This window comes from Acinetobacter sp. S4400-12 (genome assembly GCF_024129495.1).
GTDB lineage: Bacteria > Pseudomonadota > Gammaproteobacteria > Pseudomonadales > Moraxellaceae > Acinetobacter > Acinetobacter lwoffii_C.
In genome coordinates, this window is the sequence record NZ_JAMXYB010000012.1 from 1 (window position 1) to 22196 (window position 22196).

General features: G+C 45.7%; 17 protein-coding genes. 8 read left to right on the forward strand and 9 right to left on the reverse strand.

The window, feature by feature from the left end:
• Positions 1-44 precede the first annotated feature (44 nt).
• Positions 45-2759 carry a type VI secretion system Vgr family protein gene (locus NI461_RS06960; RefSeq protein ID WP_253156867.1) on the reverse strand — a complete coding sequence of 905 codons (2715 nt, stop codon included), beginning with the start codon at positions 2757-2759 and terminating at the stop codon, positions 45-47.
• A 248-nt stretch (positions 2760-3007) separates the two neighbouring features.
• Positions 3008-3265 (reverse strand): sulfurtransferase TusA, encoded by a 258-nt coding sequence (gene tusA / locus NI461_RS06965; protein ID WP_151204795.1) that lies wholly within the window; start codon positions 3263-3265, stop codon positions 3008-3010.
• A gap of 201 nt (positions 3266-3466) precedes the next feature.
• Here tusA and NI461_RS06970 point away from each other — a divergent pair, with 201 nt between their 5' ends.
• Together NI461_RS06970 and lnt are read left to right on the forward strand one after the other, a co-directional pair.
• Positions 3467-4306: an HlyC/CorC family transporter gene (locus NI461_RS06970; RefSeq protein WP_151204796.1), complete on the forward strand. Its 840-nt coding sequence runs from the start codon at positions 3467-3469 to the stop codon at positions 4304-4306.
• Positions 4303-5862, forward strand: a complete 1560-nt coding sequence (gene lnt / locus NI461_RS06975) for an apolipoprotein N-acyltransferase (RefSeq protein WP_151204797.1) — start codon at positions 4303-4305, stop codon at positions 5860-5862. Before NI461_RS06970 ends, lnt begins: the two co-directional genes overlap by 4 nt.
• Positions 5863-5918: 56 nt before the next feature.
• On the opposite strand, the gene NI461_RS06980 is transcribed toward lnt, so the two are convergent.
• From NI461_RS06980 to gspF, 3 genes are all read right to left on the reverse strand, one after another.
• Positions 5919-6254 (reverse strand): hypothetical protein, encoded by a 336-nt coding sequence (locus NI461_RS06980; protein WP_151207366.1) that lies wholly within the window; start codon positions 6252-6254, stop codon positions 5919-5921.
• A gap of 284 nt (positions 6255-6538) precedes the next feature.
• Positions 6539-6964: a type II secretion system major pseudopilin GspG gene (gspG, locus tag NI461_RS06985; protein ID WP_161982798.1), complete on the reverse strand. Its 426-nt coding sequence runs from the start codon at positions 6962-6964 to the stop codon at positions 6539-6541.
• Between the two features lie 121 nt (positions 6965-7085).
• Positions 7086-8291 carry a type II secretion system inner membrane protein GspF gene (gspF, locus tag NI461_RS06990; RefSeq protein WP_151204799.1) on the reverse strand — a complete coding sequence of 402 codons (1206 nt, stop codon included), beginning with the start codon at positions 8289-8291 and terminating at the stop codon, positions 7086-7088.
• Between the two features lie 150 nt (positions 8292-8441).
• Between gspF and NI461_RS06995 the strand changes: the two genes are divergently transcribed.
• The 6 genes from NI461_RS06995 to NI461_RS07020 all read left to right on the forward strand — a co-directional run bounded on the left by NI461_RS06995 (position 8442) and on the right by NI461_RS07020 (position 15412).
• Entirely contained in the window at positions 8442-10664 is a 2223-nt protein-coding gene (locus tag NI461_RS06995) for a primosomal protein N' (RefSeq protein WP_151207368.1), read from the forward strand.
• A 70-nt stretch (positions 10665-10734) separates the two neighbouring features.
• On the forward strand, positions 10735-12588 hold the full coding sequence (locus NI461_RS07000) for a cation:proton antiporter (protein ID WP_151207370.1): 1854 nt from the start codon (positions 10735-10737) through the stop codon (positions 12586-12588).
• 50 nt (positions 12589-12638) lie between these two features.
• Positions 12639-13514, forward strand: a complete 876-nt coding sequence (gene hslO / locus NI461_RS07005; RefSeq protein WP_151204802.1) for an Hsp33 family molecular chaperone HslO — start codon at positions 12639-12641, stop codon at positions 13512-13514.
• A 258-nt stretch (positions 13515-13772) separates the two neighbouring features.
• A complete protein-coding gene (locus tag NI461_RS07010) occupies positions 13773-14234 on the forward strand; it encodes a DUF2147 domain-containing protein (RefSeq protein WP_151204803.1) in 462 nt (153 codons plus the stop codon).
• A gap of 493 nt (positions 14235-14727) precedes the next feature.
• A complete protein-coding gene (locus tag NI461_RS07015) occupies positions 14728-15057 on the forward strand; it encodes a chaperone modulator CbpM (RefSeq protein ID WP_151207372.1) in 330 nt (109 codons plus the stop codon).
• A 91-nt stretch (positions 15058-15148) separates the two neighbouring features.
• Complete coding sequence (locus tag NI461_RS07020; protein WP_151204805.1) at positions 15149-15412, forward strand: YdcH family protein; 264 nt, start codon at positions 15149-15151, stop codon at positions 15410-15412.
• Between the two features lie 90 nt (positions 15413-15502).
• Here the strand turns inward: NI461_RS07020 and NI461_RS07025 are convergent, their stop codons facing one another.
• The 4 genes from NI461_RS07025 to recD all read right to left on the reverse strand — a co-directional run bounded on the left by NI461_RS07025 (position 15503) and on the right by recD (position 22180).
• A complete protein-coding gene (locus tag NI461_RS07025) occupies positions 15503-16759 on the reverse strand; it encodes a magnesium transporter CorA family protein (RefSeq protein ID WP_151207374.1) in 1257 nt (418 codons plus the stop codon).
• A 136-nt stretch (positions 16760-16895) separates the two neighbouring features.
• A complete protein-coding gene (gene pnp, locus NI461_RS07030; RefSeq protein WP_171480687.1) occupies positions 16896-18983 on the reverse strand; it encodes a polyribonucleotide nucleotidyltransferase in 2088 nt (695 codons plus the stop codon).
• Positions 18984-19231: 248 nt separating this feature from the next.
• Positions 19232-19501: a 30S ribosomal protein S15 gene (rpsO, locus tag NI461_RS07035; RefSeq protein WP_151204808.1), complete on the reverse strand. Its 270-nt coding sequence runs from the start codon at positions 19499-19501 to the stop codon at positions 19232-19234.
• Positions 19502-20398: 897 nt separating this feature from the next.
• Positions 20399-22180 (reverse strand): exodeoxyribonuclease V subunit alpha, encoded by a 1782-nt coding sequence (gene recD, locus NI461_RS07040; RefSeq protein ID WP_151207378.1) that lies wholly within the window; start codon positions 22178-22180, stop codon positions 20399-20401.
• Positions 22181-22196 lie beyond the last annotated feature (16 nt).

Consider the following 22196-nt stretch of genomic DNA (forward strand, 5'->3'; position numbering starts at 1 on the left):
TGGTTGTACGATAAGTTTTAGCAGTATGTTTATTCATTTTGAAATTATAGGACTGAATAAACCTTATAGGCTAGGTTTGTGCAACAAAGCCTTTGTAAACACCCATCTTCATCTATTAAAATATATGGTGTATTTATTAAAGGAGTTTTTTCTTTGTTTTTAACCTGATATTCCAAAATATAAGAATTATCAATGATTGGTAATATAGGAAATTTTTGAGAAATTTTTTCACTATTTTTAAATAAATGCTGCCCCGCCTTTACCTCAAACTTGCCACCGGTGTTTGATAAGATCCCAGCGCTACTGATTTCAATCTGTGACCCGCCCGCGGTTAGTACAATCTTTTTGGCTGCAGTAATTTCGATCTGATCTTCAGTGGAGATCACTTTGACAGCTTTACGCGCAATAATATCCACTGCATCGTCTTGTGCTTGGATTTCTATCTTTCCTTTGGCTGCATATGCCCTTAAACCATCTTGAGCGGCAAATAAACTTATTTTTGAAGCGGCATGGCCAATAATATATTTTTGTGAACTCAGGTTAATACTGTCGGCTGCCTGATGGCTGATCTGGCCATCTGCAGATAAATGAATATCCTGCTGGGCACTCAGCGCAATGGATTGTGGGGCTGACAGAATCATAATCGCCTGTTTAAAGGCAGCTGCTTTGTCTTGATCCTTTTGTTCAATTTGCTCAATAAAGCTTTTTAAATTCTCAAAGATTTCTAGCGGATCAGTTTGCTGATTTTTAGCCACCTCACTTAGAGCTTGACTCGCCTGTAGACCTGATTCCAGCTGGTTTTTTGCCGGTTCAGCATTCATATGTGAGCCATCTGCAGCTTGCTGTTTATGAGTCGAGATCAATAAACCTTCACCGGCACGAATTGCGCCCCATTGGTCAGTACGCAATTCAAAGCCTTCACCCCGTCCTTCACTTTCAGCCTGTTCTTTCGGATGACTCAAATTACCCAGATTGAGCTGACTGGCCGCATGACTGCTGTGCAACTGTGCGCTGATCTGCCCGGTGGTATCATCAAAACGCAGCTGGTTAAAACCTTGCCCCTGCACTTCTTGTGAACGAATACCACTGAGTTTTTTAGTCTCTGGTAGCTGTCCTTTCTGATCAAATCTGGTCGCTGAACGTTGACCTTCATGAATTCGGCCTACTACAAAAGGTCGGTCAATATTGCCATCAAAAAAGTCAATCACCACAATTTCACCAATGCGTGGCAAGAAACGGACCCCATAACCTTCACCTGCCCACGGGGTCAGAACATCCACCCAGGCTGAATCGGTATCGCTGTCATTACTACCTGCGCCACTGTCATGAACATGGTCATCCGAACGGGTAAATAGAAAACGGATTTTGATTCGCCCCCATTTATCGACATGAATTTCCTCCCCTGCTGGCCCGACGACTTTTGCCCGTTGCGGATAGGCTTGGGGTCGATGCAATATAGGTTGATATTCAGGCACGACGGGAATATTGCGACGTTGTAATACCAGCTGATTAGCCTGCCGCTCATCAGCATCCTTAACTGCTGTCACCTGCCAGTGGCTTTGCTGGATTAACGCACTGACCTGTGCATTCAGGTCTTTCGGCAAATTATTCTGGTTATAGAAGTGTTTGAAGATGATTAAAAATTCTTTATCTGCCGCCTCATGCTGGTCAATTTCAGGATGCTGATCGAGTCTGAACCAGTAGCCGACCTGAGCATCACGCACCGTCGATGTCGCTAGAAATTGCTTGGCCTGTGCAGCATAAAAATGTTGTAAGTTCTGGTTGACCTTCTCGATTTGTGCAGCTGAGGCTGGGGTGGCCTGATCTTCCTGCTGAAGGTCGGTCGCCCATGCTGGACTAATATGCCAGGCTTGTTCCAGTCCCAGACTGGCATTGTTCTGCATCTGGCTATGCTGATGCTTGCTTTGTACTGAACCGGCGCCTTCTTCCTGACTCAGGCGATCGGCATGCCAGCGCTGGATATGGACAGCGGTTGGCTGTAACTGCCGTTCGGCAATAAAGCTGGTAATGCTGTCCGCCTGCTCTGTCGCACTGGAACGATGAAAACGGACTGCCCGGCGACGTAGTGCCTGATAGTGGCGATTGTCATCAATCAGTCTGAGCTTTTGCGCTGCAATCGGTGCAGAAGAATGCACGACCATCAGCTCAGACTCATCAATCAGCCAGTTAATCCCTTCACTGCGCCATAAACGGGTTAAAAAATCATAGTCGGTTTCATTCGACTGCATGCTAAAAGGACGCACATCATAAGTCTGCTGCAAACCGGATAAATCTAGCTTAAGTGCCGCTGCAAATAATGGACTTTTACTCTGCCATTCTTTAAAGATAACTTCAGTAATCTCACGGACATTTTTGTCCATAAATACGCGGCTATTACGGCGCTTATGCCAGAGCGAGGTTGCATCTTCTAGAGTCAGTTTATAAAGCGTTAAGGCTCCATCACTTTGCCCCTGAGCAGCCTGGGTGATAATCCCTGAACTGCGAAACAGTTGCCCCTGATCTGTCACCTGATCGACGGCGACCTGTGTGCCTATAAACTTTTTTAGCGGGATCAAGGCATTGGTAGATAGACAGATGAGTTCAACCTTCACGCCCCGATTCAGAACATGCTGACCATCAATGCGTTGCAGGAAAACTTCTGTATTGAGTTGCGGATGAGAAAATTGAACATGTAAAGCACGTTTCTGCGCACTTAAACCCAATTGTTCAAGTACCTGAGCAATAGAAATTCTTATCATTTTTAATTTTTATGACTATTTTTTCGGCATTATAATGAATTTAATTGATTAAGCCTAGCCTGTTTTATCTGACCTGTTTATTTGCTTTCCTTATGAGTTGAGCTTGAAGGTAAAAAATCTTTATTTAACTCTTCTTGTTTTAGTTCAAGCAGGTTTTCTATTTTAAATGCAGAGGTTTACGCAGCTGTAGAACCTGTATGTACTTAAATAGAAAAGGCAAATGATCAAGTTCACCTGCCTAAACTCAATTAGCCTTTCTTCACCAGATAATGAAACTCTTTATTGCCATTTTCATCTAAACGCTCTTCCTGCAACAACAATTCATGCCCCAGATGCATACAGAACTTTGGAATATCCCAAGACGTTGAATTATCCGTTGCAAAAACTTCAATCACATCACCGGCTTTGGATTTACGGATCGCCTGATGCAGCATCATTACCGGCTCGGGACAGCGCAGACCTCGGGTATTTAATTGCAAGCTAGGCGTCATTTCAGCTTCAGACATGGGCAGACTCAGGAGTTTAAAATCGGACTATTTTAGCATAAAGTGCCCCCGGCATTGCAGCATCCGGTTTTAGTCGTACGGTGAAATACTTGTTGACCCATCTGATCAGGATTTTACAGCACAATTACAATAGACAAGTGTATTTTCTGCGGTATGATAAAATCACGTTTTTTTAGATATTAAGAGTCTTTAGGAAAGATCATGCACGAGGAATCAGGCCCGTCGTGGGGTATGCGCGGCTTACGTAAATGGCTGGGAACTGCACCCGAAACTCGCGACGAACTGCTAAAACTAGTACAAGATTCACGTCGATTTTTAGAACCCGATACTGTTGCCATGCTTGAAGGCGTTCTTGATCTGCCTGCAACCAAAGTTCGCGAGGTCATGACGCCGAGAACATCCATGATCAGCTTGCAAGAAGATGATGAGTTGCTGGATATTCTGCATGTTCTGGTGGAGTCCGCACACTCACGTTTCCCTGTCTTTTCATCGGATCAGCCGGATAATGTGGTGGGTATTCTGCTGGCCAAGGATTTATTGCCGTTTTTGACCGAGCCATCTGCAAAAGTGGATATCCGTGCGTTGATGCGCCAGCCGCTGTTTGTACCAGAAAGTGCGCGTTCGGATCAGCTTCTGCGTATGCTGAAAAATACCCAGACTCATATTGCCATCGTCATCGACGAATATGGCACCACCTCTGGTCTGGTGACCCTAGAAGATATTCTGGAAGAAATTGTCGGCGAAATTGAAGATGAGCATGACAATGCGGATGAAGAATCACAATATATCGTACCAGATCAAGATCCAGCGACTGCCAACACCTGGATTGTTCAGGCGCTGACCCCGATCGAGTATTTTAATACGATGCTGGATACCCAGTTCTCAGATGATGAAGTGGAAACCATGGGCGGATTATTGCTACAGGAAATTGGTCTGGTAAGTGATCTGGAAGGTCAGGTGATTGAACTGGATAACTGGCAATTTACCATTCTTGCAGCAGATTCTCGTTCTATTCATCTGATTCGAGCAGTACGCCAATGAGAGCGTCTTTTGACAAGTTAATGCATACTTCATCGCCACAAAAACCATTACCTCTGATTTATCCATTATTGATTGCCCTGTTTGCAGGAGCCATATTCAGCTTAGCATTGGCACCTTATCATTACTGGTGGCTGGCCATTTTGTCCCCGGCACTGCTCTATGCCTGTGTACGCGGACGTAGTGCCAAACAAGCATTCGGTATCGGCTGGGCTTATGGAATCGGCCTCTGGTTTGTGGGAGCGTTCTGGCTATATACCTCTATCCATGTCTATGGTGATACCAGCGCGGTTATGAGTCTAGTCATGATCCTGATCATGGCCATGGTCATGGGTTTATTTACAGCGGTTCAGACCTTTGTTTATCGCCGTTTTTTCCCGGAAACCCCGCTCACGTTTGCCCCACTGTGGGTACTTTTTGAATGGGCAAAAACCTGGGTATTTACCGGTTTTCCGTGGCTCTTTGTCGGCTATGCCTTTACCGAGCGTTATCTGGATGCCTATGCGCCATTATTTGGGGTATTCGGGGTGTCGTTTGTGGTCATCGTTCTGGCATGTGCGCTGGTCGAAATTCTTAACAAACGCTTTTTCTGGGCTATTCCTTCAGCCATCTTGTTATTGGGTGCATGGGGCGCAGCACAACTGAGCTTTGTCGAGCAAAAAAATCAGAAGCCTTTAACGGTTTCCCTGATTCAAGGCAATATTCCTCAGGATCTGAAATGGTTAACCGAATATCAGGTTAAAACCCTGCTGATCTATGCCAATCTGAGCAAAACCGAATGGGGACGTGATCTGATTGTCTGGCCTGAGTCCTCAATTCCCATGTTCCAGACCGATATTCAGGAATTTTTAGAGTCCATGAAAGTACAGGCAGAAAAGTCAGGTACAGCATGGATTACTGGAATCCCGTACTGGGATCTGGAAGAGTCCAAGACAGCAGGCTATCCAAAATACTATAACAGTATTATGGCCACAGGTGAGGAGTCTAGCGGGCTTTATAAGAAACAGCGTCTGGTGCCGTTTGGTGAATATATCCCCCTCTCCGGCTGGTTAAGCTGGGTTTTGCCTGGCCTGCAAAATGACCCGTCTATGAGTGGTTTCTCACGTGGTGCTGATAACCAGCAGCCGCTGAATGTGAAAAATCAGCATCTGGGTTCAGCCATCTGTTATGAAGTGGCTTATCCCAATTTAACCCGTCGTAATGCCAGCCAGAGCGATTTTCTGGTCACTGTTTCAAATGATGCCTGGTTTACCGGCACAGCCGGCCCATTGCAGCATTTACAGATGGTACAAATGCGGGCCAAAGAAAATGGCCGCTGGTTTATTCGTGCCACCAATACCGGGGTAACTGCGTTTATTGATCACAAGGGGCATATTGTGAAAAAAGCCCCAATGGATCAGGAAGCCATATTACGGGGTGAACTTCCAGCCATGCAGGGCCAAACCCTGTATACGAAACTCAGCGATTGGCCTGTCATGATCTTCTCAGCTCTGCTATTGCTAGTCGGCTGGCGTTTCCGTCCGCGTAAGGTAGATGTCAGCTTCAAGTCGAGACGGTAATTGAAAAGAGAAAACAAAAAACCGGGACTATAGTCCCGGTTTTTTGTTTTCAGTATTTAGAGTTGAGTCGCCAAATAAGAGATCATACTGGCCAGAGTGAGCATCGGTACATGACGATAAATGTAAACGACTGCCTGTTCAAATGCTGAGCTTTGCTCGGCCTGAATGCGAATAACACTCACATTTAATGCTGACCAGAAACAGAGAGCGATTAAACTGCTCATCACACTGATGGCAAAGAAAGCTACTATAATCTGGCTGCTACCTTCGGTGTTCTGCCATAAATGAACGATTCCCTGACTGACCGGCAACATGCTTAAAACCAGAAGAACAGATTTCAGCATCAACCAGTGAAATTGGTTGATTTCATCTTTCAAGATAAATGCTTTCATATGTTTCTCCGTTGGCGAGTCAGGTGCCTTTCAGAGCATTATGAGCTTTTTCAAATAAATAGAAAGTGTAGCTTTATTCATATCTTACGAGAATTGTAATAGATAAACATGGGAATAATTCTTATTATAACTCGCATATCGTTTCTATTACTTAATTTATATATTTTTCAAAAACTTATATTATATTTTATAATTAATACCTATTATCACTTCACTGAATACAAAGATAAGCGATAAAGTGAAGTGATATATTCCATTCAGTGAGAATTTATAATGATTCTCGATTAAGGCTGATAATAAATATCGCTATCCGTTCCATCCCCACCGGCCTGACCATCTGCCCCAAATGAGTACAGATCAAAAGCACGGCCCTCGGTTCCCGGCATCACATATTGCAGTTCATTTTCCCAACTGTCTTTTGGATAGCCCCCTTTAACATAACCGCCCGGTAGCCAGTTTTTTGCAGTTGCCGGCTGATTCACCAGAGCATCCAGCCCCCCGTCCTGCATACTTGGATATTTACCATTATCGAGCTTATATTGATCCAGTGCACCTGCAATACTTTGCAGTTTGATGACGGTTGTATCGACCTTGGCTTTTTCACCCCGCCCCATCACATTCGGTACAATCAGTGCTGCCAGCACTCCCAGAATCACAATCACCACCATGACTTCAATCAGGGTAAAACCTGCAGCCCTCTTCATTCGCATCGTATTTGGAAGACCTTGTCTCTGGTTCAGATTCCTTTTCATTTAATCTCTCGCATGTGTTTATATCGTTCAGAATATTCGGCTTCAGGTCAAGCACCTGAAAATTTTAACCGGTTTCTGTTTAAATCATATTATTCATATTTACAATGGGCAGCATCACTGCAATCACAATCACCAAAACAATACTGGCCATCAGCACCAACATCAGCGGTTCCAGTAAAGCCAGCAAGGTTGAGATCAGGGTCGTGACTTCACGGTCCTGCATCTGGGAAGCCCGATCCAGCATCCGGTCCAGTTCACCCGAGGCTTCACCACTTTTGATCATTTGTACCATCATCGGTGGAAAATAACCACTGCGATCCAGCTGGGTTGCCAGGTTGCCGCCTTCGGTGACTTTTTCAGCGGCCAGATTTACCGCATCACGGATCACCCAGTTGTTACTGACGGCTGCACCAATCCGCAAAGCATCGACCAGCGGCACACCGGACTGGGTCAAAATGGATAAGGTACTGGCAAAACGCGCTGCATTAATGCCCCGGGATAATTTTCCAAACAAGGGCAACTTTAAGGTCAGGCGGTCAAAGGCATAATGCCCGGCGGTGCTTCTTAAAAAACGTACCAGCAGGAAGAAACTGGTGATACTGCCTATCAGTAAAAATGGCCAGGCAATCCGGATAAAATCACTGGCTTTCATTAAAGCGACAGTAATCCACGGCAAGGCATCCTTACTCTGGTCAAAAGTCTTGACGATATCCGGCACCACATAGGTCATCAAACCCATCACAATCGCAAAAGACATCAACAGCAGAATAATCGGGTAGATCATGGCACCCTGAATTTTTTTCTGCATGGCGAAACGGTTTTCCGTATAATCTGCCAGTTGATCCAGAATCAGATCCAAATGTCCGGAGCGCTCCCCGGCGGCAATCGTCGCGGTATACAGTTCAGGAAAACGTCCCGACTGCTGTAAGGCCTGAGCCAGGCTATGTCCTTCCAGCACTTTGGAGCGCACCGACATCAGCAGGTTTTGCACATGGACTTTTTCACTTTGTTTGCCAACGGCACGAATGGCTTCTTCCAGCGGAATGGCAGCCGCCACCAACACGGCTAATTGCCGGGTCATCAAGGCCAGATCATAGGCTGTGATACTTTTTTCAAACCATTTACGCTGATAGTGCTGGTCTTTTTTCTCGACCGGATCGACAGAGACCGGAACCAGTGCCTGATCTCTAAGCTGCTGCCGGATCTGGCGTGCAGAATCTCCCTCAAGCACGCCCTTTTGCTGCTTTCCTGAAGCATCAAGCGCAATAAACTGATATGCAGGCATTGTAATGCTCTAATTTTCCAAAATTTTTGCTTAACGCGGTTGCGTCAGACCACCGAAATCATTCATATTCTTTCATATAAATTATCCGCTCACTCTAACACAACTGAACTTTGAGCACGACGAAATTTCATCAGGACCTCTTTCATCATTATGCCGAATTCTGCTCCCCCTTCTGTACCTGTTCACCGTGTTCGCGTTGCGGTACCGGTACGTCTGTTTGATTGTTTTGACTACAGTTTAAGTCAGGAACAATATCAACAGGCCGAAGTCGGTGCCCGGGTAGCGGTTTCCTTTGGCCGGCAGAATCTGGTCGGTGTGATTACCGAAAAGCTGCCGCTGGATGCGCCGATTGATCCCAGTTTCAAGCTTAAGTCGATTACGGAGCTCCTGGATGAACGCGCCATTTTAGATGCTAAAGTTTTAAGTTTGTTGACATGGTCCGCACAATATTATCAATTCCCGATCGGTGAAGTGATCCAGACCGCGCTGCCGACATTATTGCGTCAGGGAAAACCCTACAATCTGCTGGCCCGGACCTGGAAGCTTCTAGAGCATGAGGCCGAAGCCAAAATTCGCCGCTCTGAAAAACAGCAGGAAGCTTACCGGATTTTAAAACTGCATCCGGTCGGTACGACTGAAAATGTACTCAATCTGGCCGGGATTGAAACCGCCACATTAAAAGCCCTGGAAAAAAAAGGCATTTGTTGCTGTGTACTGGAGCAGCAGGATTTCAGTCCTCAGCCGATGCAGCTGGCACAGATGCCACTGACAGCCAATCCTGAACAAAAGCATGCGATTCAGCAAATCCTCAAATACTGCAAGAAATATCAGGCTTTTTTACTGGATGGCCTAACTGGAAGCGGAAAAACTGAGGTTTATTTGCAGGTTATGCAGCAAGTGCTGAAGCAAGGCCAGCAGGTGCTGGTGCTGGTGCCCGAAATTGGCCTTACCCCCCAAACGATTAGCCGCTTTCAGTCCCGTTTTCATTGTCATATTGCCCTGCTACACTCCGGGCTGAATGACAGCAAGCGTTTGCAAGCCTGGCAGGCCGCTGAAACTGGTAAAGCTTCGATCATACTGGGCACACGTTCCGCCATTTATACGCCAATGCCGAATCTGGGCCTTATCATTCTGGATGAAGAACACGATCTGTCCTTTAAACAACAGGAAGGTTTTCGCTATCACGCCCGTGATGTTGCACTGTATCGGGGACATTTACAGCAATGTCCGGTGATTCTGGGTTCAGCAACCCCCAGTATTGACAGTTATGCGCTGGTTCAGCAAGGCAAAATGCAGGTGCTGGAACTCAATCAACGTGCTGGCAGCGCCTTAATGCCCAAAATCCATATTCTGGATTTAAAAGTCGCCCAAAAACAGCATGGCATCAGTCTGCACCTGATTCAGGAAATTAAAAAACGCCTGGCTAAAAAAGAGCAGGTGCTGGTCTTTCTTAATCGTCGGGGCTATGCCCCGGTACTGATCTGTGGTAGTTGTGGCTGGCAGGCCCAATGTCCCCATTGTGATGCCAATTTCACTGTACACCGCCAACCGTATCAACATTTGCACTGTCATCACTGTGGCACCATTCATCGTCTACCTGAACAATGTCCGCAGTGCCAGCATACCGAGCTGGTGACTTTAGGCATGGGCACCGGCAAGGTTGAAGAACATCTGAATGAGCTTTTTCCCGATTCTGAAGTGATCCGGGTCGACCGGGATTCCACCAGCCGGGTGGGCAGCTGGCAAAAAATCTATGACAAGATACAAAAAAGCGAGCCGGCTATTTTGCTTGGCACCCAGATGCTGGCCAAGGGACATCATTTTCCTTATGTCACGCTGGTCGCCATTCTGGATATTGATTCCGGTTTGCTCAGTGTCGATTTCCGGGCCACTGAACGTACTGCACAGCTGATCATCCAGGTGGCAGGACGGGCAGGACGTGGTGAGCATAAGGGCGATGTCTATTTACAGACGCTCAGACCGGATCATGCCTTACTGAATACGCTGGTCAATGAAAACTACCGCGCTTTCGCCAAGCAGACGTTAACCGAACGACAAATTGCCCAGATGCCACCGTTTCGTTATGCCGTGCTGATCCGCTGTGAATCCAGAGATCAGGCACAAAATACTGAATTCTTACAGAAACATGCGGCCCTACTCAGGCAATATCCTGATCTGGTACTGGATATCTGGGGGCCGATTCCTGCTCCTATGGAACGTAAGGCCGGACGCTATCAATCACATATGGTCCTGCTGTCTGTAGATCGTGCCCGTTTGCATTATTATGTCAGGAGCTGGTGGCAGAACCTGTTGCAGGAAAAGCCTTCCAGCATGAAACTGACCCTGGATATTGATCCGCAGGAACTCAGTTAAGACCATTGAAGCTGTCTGTATAAATGAAAGCTCAAGCGGATCGGATGAAAATAAAATTTAAGGCGGAAAAATGTCGATACTGTTGCAAATAACACTGGTCCTGGCAATGGCACTGATTATCGTGCCTCTGAGTAACATGCTCAAATTGCCCAAGGTCCTGGGCTATCTGTTAACAGGCCTGATTCTGGGACCCAGCGTTTTCACGCTGATCCAGTCACCCACTCTCCTACACAGCTTTATAGAGCTGAGCCTGCTGGGGCTGCTGTTCTGGATCGGGCTGCAACTTCGACCTCAGCGTATCCTGCAAATTCCCCAATCCAGCTGGATCATGGCCAGTTTACTCGTATTCGGTTCCACCCTGTTTTTTAGCCTGATGGCCTGGGCATTCTGGCAGCAACAGCTCTTGGTTAGTGTAGTCATCGGACTGGCCGGCAGCCTGTCTGCAATGACTTTGGTGACCCAGTACCTGAACGATCAGGAACAGCTGGCCAGCAGTACCGGTCAAAGCACCTATTCCATTTTATTGATTCAGGCCCTGCTGGCAATTCCAGTATTGGCAGCGATTCCTTTATTTGCTGGCATCAACTCGACCGAACATGGCGTGGCTTATTTTGCCGCTATCATGACCACGTTTAGCGGCCTGTTCCTGTTCAATCATTATCTGATGCGGCCTCTTTATCGCTGGATTATAAAAACGGGCAGCCATGATTTACATATGCTGGTGGCTATGGTCATCATGCTGGCTCTATTGGCCCTAATGCATACCTTGGGGCTCAGCCTGTTTCTCGGTGCCCTGTTTGCCGGGATTCTGCTAGCAGACTCCGATTTTCGTCAAACGGTAGAAAGTAGTATCCAGCCCTTTAAAGGTATCGTGATTGGTCTGGCATTTATTGGACTGGGCATGTCCTTAGATGTTCAGGAACTATTTGATTTCCCCCTCACCATTCTGGCTGGCACGGCGGCCTTGATGCTGATCAAATTTCTGCTTGGGCTAGGCTTGGCACGTTATTATCAGCAAGCATGGCGCAAGTCTGCCCTGCTGGCTGTCAGTCTTGCCCAAGGTGGCGAGTTCGCCTTTATCGCCTTGGTGATGGCAAGCACTCACCAGCTTATGGATCAGGTCTTAGTATCTAGCCTTCTGTGGATGGTCAGCCTGTCGATGTGCTTGACACCGTTATGCTATCGGCTGCTGCATAGCCAAATTCTGCCACGGCTGGACCGGCAGAATCATCTGGCGGCTACCTTTAATACCGAGAGTGTGCCCTATCCACCCACGCCGGTTCTGCTGATTGGATTTGGGCGTTTTGGCCAGATCATCGCACGAATTTTAAGACAGCAACAACAAGCTTTCAGCGTCATGGACCGTCATGTCGAAGCCAGCCATGTGCTGTCTGAATATCATATTCCGTTTTATCAGGCCAATGCCACCGAACCGCACAGTCTGCATCGGGCCGGTATTGAGCAGGTGCAGCATGTTATCGTGGCAATAGATGACATTGAAGACAATTTGTTGGTGGTCCGGCATCTGCGGCTGAATTATCCAGATATGACCTTATGGGTACGTGCCCGTGACCGTCATCATGTACAGTTACTGCAAGACCTCGGTGTAGAACGGATCTGGCGGGAAACTTATGCCTCAGCACTGGAACTCGGCCAGGCCCTGCTGGAAGATTTAAATCCTGAAATGGAAGCGGACTTTTCGCAGTTTATCCAGACCTTTCGCCAACATGATGAAAACCTGCTCAAGCGTCAGTATACTTTAGACAGCGAAGATGCCCTGCATACTGACCGACACCGGCATCATCTGGCAGAACTGGAATATTTGTTCAGTCAGGAGCCGCTACACACACTGCAACCAGATACACAGCAGCAACAGGACATCAACCGCTCAGGAATTGATGCGACAAGAGATGATCTGGCATAACTTGTGTTTTACAATAGTGTCACCATTAAAGCAGGGTTATGGAGAATTTTATGTCTGATTTACGCCAACGCTTTTTTATTGAAGATAGCCCTGTTCGTGGTGAAGTGGTGCATCTTGAAGAAGCTTTACAAACTATTTTAGCCCAGCGCGACTATGCGCCTGCCGTTAAAATCCTGTTGGGTGAGATGCTCAGTGCGACAGCACTGCTGGCGAGCACTTTAAAAATCAAAGGGCGGATCAGTCTGCAAATTCAGGCCTCTGGTACGTTTAAATGGGCCATGGCTGAATGTAACCATTTGGGTGAAGTGCGTGCGCTGGCAGATTATGAAGAAGATCCACATTTTCAGCAGGCAAACGACAGCAGTACGGTACTGAAAACCCTGATCAATCCGGTACTGTTTATTAATATTGAGCCTGAATTGGGTGAGCGTTATCAGGGGATTGTTCCTCTGGATCAGGAAAATCTGGCCGGCTGCCTGATGCAATACTATGACCTGTCTGCCCAGATTCCGACCCGCATTGTCCTGGCCAGTGATCACCAGCGTGCAGGCGGCTTATTGATCCAGCTTCTCCCCCGCAATAGTGAAGAAGAACAGCGCCGTGTGGATGAAGACCTGTGGCCGCGTCTAACCATCTTGACCGAAACCTTAAAGCTAGAAGAGCTGATCAGTCTGGAAGCCAACGAAATTCTTTACCGTTTATATAATGAAGAAGAAGTTCGCCTGCCCGAAATAGAACAGCTGAAGTTTGGCTGTACCTGTTCTAAAGAACGTTGTGCAGTTGCTTTACAGCAGATTGGGGTCGAATCAGTACGTGAAACCCTGGAATTTCAGAATCCGATTGAAATGGACTGCCAGTTCTGTAACAGCCATTACACCTTTACTGCTGAAGAAGCATTAGGCCTGTTTGGCGAACACCTAAGTTAAGTCAGTTTCAAAAAAAAAGCATTCGTCAAGAATGCTTTTTTTTATTTATATTTCGATAACATCGTTGCAAATTTCCTCTTTTAAATAAAACCGACCTTTTGATTTGTTAATAATTAATTACCTTATAGCAAACACCATTCACTTTATTTTAAATAAACGAGACATTCATCACTGTTCATGGTATTGATTTTGTTAATGATTGCAAATAAATTAGAGTAATAAATCTAATACGGATAATCATTAATCAACAGGCAAGTTATGATGAAAAATTTAAATCGTTTAATAATGGGGTTCACCTTGGCAACAGCGGCAAGTTTAAGTATTGCAGCCGATGATCCATTACTGGGGAAATGGAAAACGATTGATGATCAATCTGGATATTCACGTGCAGATGTTGAAATCCGTAAAAAACCTGATGGCAGCTATGAAGGCATCATCGTCGAAACTCGCAGTCTGCCGGGTGCAGAAAAAATGGGGATCTGCCATAAGTGTCCAGGTCAGCTCAAGAACAAGCCTTTCCTAGGTTTGCCATTTATCTGGGATTTTAAAGCAGACCCAAAAAAGCCGCGTGAATACCATGATGGCAAGGTTTTAGATCCGATCAGCGGTAAAGTCTACAAGGGCAAGGCACGTTTAAGTGCCAACGGTAAACGTCTAACCTTACGCGGCTATGTCGGAGTTTCAGTTATTGGTCGTAGCGTAACTTGGGTAAAATACTAATTCTCTAAGCTTTTTAAAGCTCCTCTTGCAGGGGCTTTTTTATTGGTCATGTTTTGAAACAATAAGGTACAAATAATAACTGTTTCAATATTCAGAAAATCACAATAATGGTTGGAAGGCGGTTAATTTTTATTCAAAAATGATGATCAAGCTTCAGTCTCGGCTTCAATTGCTTTGGATGGTTCAATTACAGTTCAAAGTTGGCATCTGTTTCTTCTACCAAGTGACTAAGAAGGGATGCAGGAGCGCAGGTCACAGTACCCGCATAGAAACTCGACAGCTTGCTCTTAAACATATGAAGTCTGACCGTTTTAAAGGCAAAGCTCCAGAGGAGACCCTGTCGGGTTTCATCTTGTTTCATTTCCAAGCTTTGGCAGCTGCTATAGCATGCCATTGGGGGCAGAGCAGCGAGATTTGAGCTACTTAAGCTTATCTCACTCTTCAGCATCATTTCCTGTTGAAGCTCTCGCCTGGCTGTTTAAGGAGTAAACCTATGACTACAATTCAGTATCAAGAGAATTTCTCACACGGTTCTATCCCTTCTGAAATTATGGATGATCGCACCTTTGATTTGATTCATTTTTCTGAAGTCTGCGGCCAAAGTCCGGAATGGGTCATGCAGCTGATAGAACATGGCATTTTACCGGATCGCTCCACCACACAAACGAGCTTCTTTTTAGGTGAGGATATTTCGCGTGCACAACGTGCTTACCGTCTGCAGCGCGATTTTGACGCTTCTTTCAGTGCAGTGGCAATGATGCTGGACCTGATTGATGAGGTACAGGAATTGCGCCGTGAGATTAAACACTTACATTTTAAATAGGCCTTTTCTCATGCCCTGTTCCTATTCAAATTGCTGAATCAAGTCAGGGCATAGTATGTTTTTCTTTGATTTTGAGAGTTCCTGAATTTCTATGAAGACTAAAGACTGCAATAAAAAAATGAAATATATGTTTCCCGAATATCGCGATTTAATTGTGCAGCTTCGCGAAGAAAATCCACATTTCGCCCGCCTGTTTGAAGAGCATAATGAGCTGGACAAAAAGATTGTCCAACTTGAGCTCGATCCGGTGAATCATGTGAATAATGACATTGAAGTCATTAAACGTAAAAAGCTTAAACTCAAAGATGAAATTTACCGTCTCCTGAAAAATGCAGAAGCTGATCCTCTGGAGTAATACTCATCCTTAAAATGTAGCGCTTCATCCGGTTTAGCTATTAAGCGCAATCGGCATTTTTAAAGATGATCTGGCAAGATATACATTTTTCTATTTCAGGCGGCTAAACTTTTCCAGCATTTTCATGGTCTTCACTGTGCCTTTGACGGTTCCGGTCAGGCTGTGTTTAATCGGCTCATAGCCGATAAACCAGAGTAAGTTCATTTGCTGATTCACCTGTTCCTGCGCCAGCATATCAATCACACTTTTTTCACCACGTCCCACCAGATGCCGGCGATAAAAATAATAAACGAGCAAGACGGTAGTGATCAGCATAATCCCCAGCATGATCCAGAAACCTGTAGGCGACTTGAGTCCGGGAATATATTCAAAGTTCATGCCATAAATACCGGTCAGCAAGGTCAACGGTGCAAAGATCGCCGTGATGATGGCCAGAATACGCATATTCTCATTGGTCTGGTTGGCAACTGCGGAAAAATGTAAGTCAATCGCCGTTTGTACTGCTCCACGCAAACGTGTGGTGTGTTTTTGAATTCTTTCGATATGGCTGGTCAGGTCATCCACCCGTATCAGCATGATTTCCTGCTTTTCATTGCGTTTTTTTCCTTTAAGATGCGGATAGTTATCCACAATTTCATCGCGTAGCTCCTGCAGAATTTCAATTTGTTCTTCACATAAATTTTCTACCTGCTGGAAAGCCATATTTTCCTGTAACAGCTGATGCCATCTGGTAAAGCGGCGATGCCCCTGCAAGAGTTCCTGTTGCCAGAACTCTACCCGCTTGGTCAACGGAGTACGCAGATCCAGATAACCGTCCACCATGTTATTCAGCAAACGCAAGGTTAAATCTAGCGGGGTAGCCGGCAGTTTCCGTGGCTTATAATGTTCCTCAACTGGGCGGGCCATCAGTGTGCTAATGCGCTGGATATAACTCTCGACTTCTTTATTGCCCTGTTCGCGTATACTGACCAGCACCTGCGGTGTCATGATCAGGCTCACTGGAGTGGTGGCCAGACCAAACACCCGTTCGTGTTTTTCATGAATCTGGGATTCCAGCTTGATCTGATCCTGCGGACTGATCAGCTTACGGAAAATCAGCAGGTCATAATCTTCCAGCGTATCAAAAGTGCAAGGATGTTCCAGATTTAAAATATCACGCAGATGGTATTCATTGACCCAAAGCCCGGTTTTGGCATACAACTCCTGCTGCCATTGCTCGGCCCGGTTGACCACATCTTCACGGGTACAATCCAGCCAGATAAAAGCAGGCTCAAGCTCAGGATTTAGGTGATCATGCACATAAATATGCTGGCTAGTGGAATGATGATAGAAATAATACTCTTGCATATCTCAATTATTATTTTGCAGATTTTATTACATCATGCCATAAAAAAGCCCTGTGCAAACCCAAGTCATCACTCAGGTCATACACAAGGCTGATTTTTTCAATTCACATCAGCTTACTGATGTGAATGTTTAAAGATTAAGCTTGTTCGATGTCTTTCATCGTCAATTTGATACGGCCACGGTTGTCAACATCGGCAACCTGTACTTTCACTTCCTGACCTTCTTTCAATACATCGGTCACGTTTGCAATACGTTCGTTCGAGATTTGAGAGATATGCAGTAAGCCATCTGTACCCGGAAGGATATTAACGAAAGCACCGAATTCAACGATACGAATTACTTTACCTGTGTAAATTGTACCCGGTTCAATTTCAGCAGTCAGTGCCTGGATTTTGGCAATAGCCGCTTGTGCAGCAGCTTTAGTTTCACCAAATACACGTACTGTCCCGTTATCTTCAATATCGATTGCAGCTTTGGTCTCCTCAGTGATCTGACGAATAGTTGCACCACCTTTACCAATCACGTCACGGATCTTGTCAGGGTTGATATTGATGACCTGGAAGGTCGGCGCATGCATCGAAATCTCTGGACGTGCACGTGAAATCACCTGATTCATTTCGTTCAAGATGTGCATACGACCCGCATAAGCCTGGTTTAATGCAGACTCCATGATCTCTTCAGTAATCCCTTCGATCTTGATGTCCATTTGTAGCGCAGTAATACCGTTTGCAGAACCTGCGACTTTAAAGTCCATATCACCCAGGTGATCTTCATCACCCAAGATGTCAGAAAGAACTGCGTAACGCTCGCCTTCTTTCACCAGACCCATTGCAATACCTGCAACTGGTGCTTTCAGTGGCACACCTGCATCCATCAGTGATAGAGAAGCACCACATACGGACGCCATTGAAGACGAACCGTTTGATTCGGTAATGTCAGATACAATACGGATCACATACGGGAAGCGGTCAGCGGCAGGAAGAACGGCTTGAACACCACGACGCGCCAGACGGCCATGACCGATTTCACGACGTTTAGGACCAGATTCACGACCAGTTTCACCCACAGAGTATGCAGGGAAATTGTAGTGAAGCATGAAGTTATCAGTTTTCGTACCTGCAAGGGTATCCACCATCAACGCATCACGGGTATTACCCAGAGTTGTGGTTACCAGTGCCTGAGTTTCACCACGTGTGAACAATGCAGAACCGTGAGCACGGTCCAGTACACCCACTTGTACGTCGATTGCACGAACAGTTTTGGTATCACGTCCATCAATACGTGGCTTACCAGACAGGATGTTGTCACGTACGGTACGGTATTTAAGGTCTTCGAATAATTCGTTGACTTCGTCAGCCAGACCGGTTTCGTCATTTTCTGGAACGAACTGAGCTAAGGCTTCTACCTGAAGTGCATCAAGGGCCGCATAACGGTCCTGTTTGATTGCAATCGTATAAGCTTCAGAAATTTTCGCTTCGAATGCTTCTTTCAATTTGCCAAGAAGTTCTTCGTTTTTAACCGGAGCTACCCAAGTTGACTCAACTGCACCAGCAGCTGCAGCAAATTCTTTGATCGCCTGGATCGCAATCTGCATTTCGTCATGACCGAACAATACAGCACCCAGCATCTGGTCTTCTGAAAGTTCTTTCGCTTCAGATTCAACCATCAGTACTGCAGATTCTGTACCGGCAACCACAAGATCAAGATCAGACTCTTTGAGTTGTTCTAGGTTCGGGTTCAGAATATATTCGCCGTTAATCAAACCTACACGTGCGCCGCCGATTGGACCACGGAACGGTGTACCTGCGATAGACAATGCCGCAGATGTACCCAACATTGCAGCGATGTCAGCATCCATCGTTTTGTCAGAAGAAATAACGGTTGCGGTGACCTGAATTTCGTTGAAGTAACCTTCCGGGAACAACGGACGAATTGGACGGTCGATTAAACGTGAAATTAAAGTTTCAGCTTCAGACTGACGACCTTCACGCTTGCCATACCCCCCCGGGATACGACCAGCAGCATATTGCTTTTCTTGGTAGTTAACAGTTAAAGGGAAGAAGTCTTGACCTACTTTTGCTTTAGGTTGTGCAACAACTGCTACAAGCACCTGTACACCACCCATGGTGATTACGACACTGTTTGCCTGACGGGCCACACGACCGGTTTCTAAAGTTACAGTGTGCTGACCGAATTGAAATTCTTTACGAACAATATTAAACATCGACATGTTTTATTTTTTCCTGATTTTATTCTAGTGGAGACCCCTAAGGTTTGGCATTCACAGTACAGAACCGAGTAAATGACAAAGCTTAGAAGCCGACCTCACCAGAAATAAACATGATTTTTAAACACAAAGAAGGAGCGAAACATTCGCCCCTTCCTCTAACCTGACATTTGCCAGGTCGAACTTTGTTTTCATCAATATGGCATTCAAAATGCAATAATCCGAAAATAAAGATTTAAATCGAATTAACGACGTAAACCTAAAGCAGCAATCAAAGCGCCGTAACGAGTAGTGTCTTTACCTTTAAGGTAGTCAAGAAGCTTACGACGTTGGTTAACCATACGGATCAGACCGCGACGGCTATGGTGGTCGTGTTTGTGCTCTTTGAAGTGACCTTGTAAGTCATTGATTTGAGCAGTCAAAAGAGCTACTTGAACTTCTGGGGAACCCGTGTCGTTTTCAGCGCGAGCAAATTTAGCGATGATCTCTGCGCGATCTGCGTTTGTTAAAGCCATTCGATTTCTCCGAGATGCTTATATATCTTGATAAAAATCAAAGTAATGAGAATTCAAGACCTTGACTGCCGTGCATCACTACAGCAAGTTGCATATTTTAAGGGAAATTCAGCCAGATTGCAAAAATAGATCCGGCTTTTATCAATAGATGCCAGACTATTTTTCTTTGTTTCTGTCATCTTTGCTTCAATTAAAGCAGTCATACCCTACAGTGATTTTTTATAAAGCCCAGAAGAAATGGCTTTACATGCCATAAACCTGATGAGGTCAAATACAAAAACGAGAATATTTAATATAAAAGTTTTTAAGCCGCGCATGCAGTGATAAACATCGATAAAAAAAAGCCCGAGTAAACTCGGGCTTTTTCGCGCTGTGGTCTCTTCTTTATCATATTATTTATTGTATTTTTTATTGCGTTTTAGGCTTATTATTATGTTAAAGATACATCCTGTAATTTAACAATCATCGTCCTGATGTGGTAGATTTTGCCATAATCGAGAATTAGAACTAGAGGTGTTTATCCTCTGTACGTGTAAGCCATTTCATACAATAAGTTACGCAAAGCTTGCACAATGTTACACTAATAACCTATTTAATTACCCGGCTTACGAAATTTTATTGAGTAATTCTCTGTACTTAAATAATTCATTTAAAGCAAAATTCATTAAAAGCAGGCAATAAAAAAGCCCTGTAGTCTCTCCCAAAACTACAAGGCTTAGCGGCTGTAAGTTTCCTCATTCACTTACTTCACTGTAAGTTCGCTGTCGTTAGACATTCTTGTTGTTATTATGCGATTTATATTCAACTTTCCTTGTTGAACTCTTTGTGTGACCAATCTTCTCAAATCTTATGCAAAAGCTCTATGCGGCAATTTCCTGAATGCTTGTAAGCTTTTACCTACAAAGACTTCGTCTTTTTTGCCAACAAATTACTACAACATTCAATAATTTTTAAACTCAGACCACTGTACCGTGTGGTTTTTACGCAGAGGGCCTGTATAAAGGCCTCCTGATCAACCAGCAAGCTCACTACTTTTTTTGCCCGGGTAATCGCGGTATAAATCAGTTCCTTACTGAGCAGACTTTTGGCCTGCTGATCCAGCACGACCGCAGTATGGGTAAATTCTGAACCTTGTGACTTGTGAATGGTCAGGGCAAATGCGGTTTCGATATTTTTGGGTAAACGCGTAGCAGGCACCCATTTTTCCAGACTGGGGAAATATACTTCAAACTGGGCCTGATCCTGCTGCTCTCGCCAGAAACAGATGCCGATATCGCCATTGGACAGACCTAACTGGTAGTCATTATAGGTCATCATCACCGGACGGCCTGTATACCACTCCCCTTGCTTTAGCTGTGCTGAGGCCTGTAAAAAGCGCTGCTCCATCTGCTGATTAATCTTGTTTAGCCCGAAGTCTCCATGCCGGATAGCCGTTAAAATCCGGTAATCATCAAAGCAGCTGACGACCTGCTGGACATAGGCTTTAAAATTAGTGGATGAATCACCTAAAACAGCCTCGATATAGGCCTGATAGCCATACATCAGCTGCGCATAATACTGCTCCAACATTAACGGATCAGATTTCGCTTCACGCTTTGGCAAATATTGCAATTGCAGCAGGTCAACAGGCACCTGATCGGGTTGAATGGCCCGAAGCTCGCCTTCCTGAACAATGGCCTGCTCAAAGTGGCTGAGTACCATTGAAGGCGGGTGTGACTGCTGGATGAAATTGGCCATCGCACCGATCCTGGCACCCGGCGCAAAACGGCGTGTGGTGATCAGATGGACCCGATTCTCTTGCAAGACCGGAGCCTGTTGCAGGTCAGCCAGCACGGTGCCGACCTCCACTGAAGCCAGCTGATCGGCATCCCCCAATAAAATCAGCCGGGCATGATCAGCAACTGCTGCCAGCAACATCTGCGACAGGTTCAGATCCAGCATGGAGGCTTCATCCACCACAATCACATCATAAGGCAAAGGCTGTCTGGCATGAAAACGCGGCTGGCCCTGATGTCCAAGCCCCAGCAGGCGGTGCAAGGTAACAGGTTGTACCTGTTTCAATGCTGCCAGATCAAATTGCTTTAGGGCTTCACTCTGTAGGGCGTTTTGCAAGGCTTCCTTCATACGCTGTGCTGCTTTTCCAGTCGGAGCCGCCATGGCAATCCGGATATCTGGAAGAGTCTCGTGCAAGACCGCAATAATATGCGCCAAAGTATAAGTTTTTCCGGTTCCCGGCCCCCCGGTGATAATGCTCAGCGCCTGCTGAGCCACCATTTCTAGAGCTTTTTGTTGCTGGGGATCCGTTAAGAGCTTACGCTCACACGCAGTTAAGGCCAGTGTCGGAACAGCCTGCAGCTTGATTCTGGCAATGTGAGCTGCGACAGACTGCTCCAGCTGCCAGTAACGGTACAGATACAACGACTGGTTTTCAAAAACAAAAGGCGCAGCACCTGTAGCGGAGGATTCACACTGCCAGACCAGATGCTGCAAGAACGCTACCTGCTCCACGCTCGCTGGTATACAGCTGTTCCCTTCCTGCATGGCATCCAGCACCTGTTGAATGAGCTGTTTCGCAGTTTCTTCCAGTGGTGCCGAACTAAAAGGGGGCTGACAGAGATAGTCAATCCATCCCCTCAAAGAAGAGACTGGCTGCGACACGTGAACCTGCTCATTTTCCACACAGTTATCCTCAAAG

Coding starts and splice junctions, on each gene's coding strand:
- NI461_RS06960 (WP_253156867.1), bottom strand. CDS start 2,759: ATGATAAGAATTTCTATTGCTCAGGTACTTGAACAATTGGGTTTAAGT.
- tusA (WP_151204795.1), bottom strand. CDS start 3,265: ATGTCTGAAGCTGAAATGACGCCTAGCTTGCAATTAAATACCCGAGGT.
- NI461_RS06970 (WP_151204796.1), top strand. CDS start 3,467: ATGCACGAGGAATCAGGCCCGTCGTGGGGTATGCGCGGCTTACGTAAA.
- lnt (WP_151204797.1), top strand. CDS start 4,303: ATGAGAGCGTCTTTTGACAAGTTAATGCATACTTCATCGCCACAAAAA.
- NI461_RS06980 (WP_151207366.1), bottom strand. CDS start 6,254: ATGAAAGCATTTATCTTGAAAGATGAAATCAACCAATTTCACTGGTTG.
- gspG (WP_161982798.1), bottom strand. CDS start 6,964: ATGCGAATGAAGAGGGCTGCAGGTTTTACCCTGATTGAAGTCATGGTG.
- gspF (WP_151204799.1), bottom strand. CDS start 8,291: ATGCCTGCATATCAGTTTATTGCGCTTGATGCTTCAGGAAAGCAGCAA.
- NI461_RS06995 (WP_151207368.1), top strand. CDS start 8,442: ATGCCGAATTCTGCTCCCCCTTCTGTACCTGTTCACCGTGTTCGCGTT.
- NI461_RS07000 (WP_151207370.1), top strand. CDS start 10,735: ATGTCGATACTGTTGCAAATAACACTGGTCCTGGCAATGGCACTGATT.
- hslO (WP_151204802.1), top strand. CDS start 12,639: ATGTCTGATTTACGCCAACGCTTTTTTATTGAAGATAGCCCTGTTCGT.
- NI461_RS07010 (WP_151204803.1), top strand. CDS start 13,773: ATGATGAAAAATTTAAATCGTTTAATAATGGGGTTCACCTTGGCAACA.
- NI461_RS07015 (WP_151207372.1), top strand. CDS start 14,728: ATGACTACAATTCAGTATCAAGAGAATTTCTCACACGGTTCTATCCCT.
- NI461_RS07020 (WP_151204805.1), top strand. CDS start 15,149: ATGAAGACTAAAGACTGCAATAAAAAAATGAAATATATGTTTCCCGAA.
- NI461_RS07025 (WP_151207374.1), bottom strand. CDS start 16,759: ATGCAAGAGTATTATTTCTATCATCATTCCACTAGCCAGCATATTTAT.
- pnp (WP_171480687.1), bottom strand. CDS start 18,983: ATGTTTAATATTGTTCGTAAAGAATTTCAATTCGGTCAGCACACTGTA.
- rpsO (WP_151204808.1), bottom strand. CDS start 19,501: ATGGCTTTAACAAACGCAGATCGCGCAGAGATCATCGCTAAATTTGCT.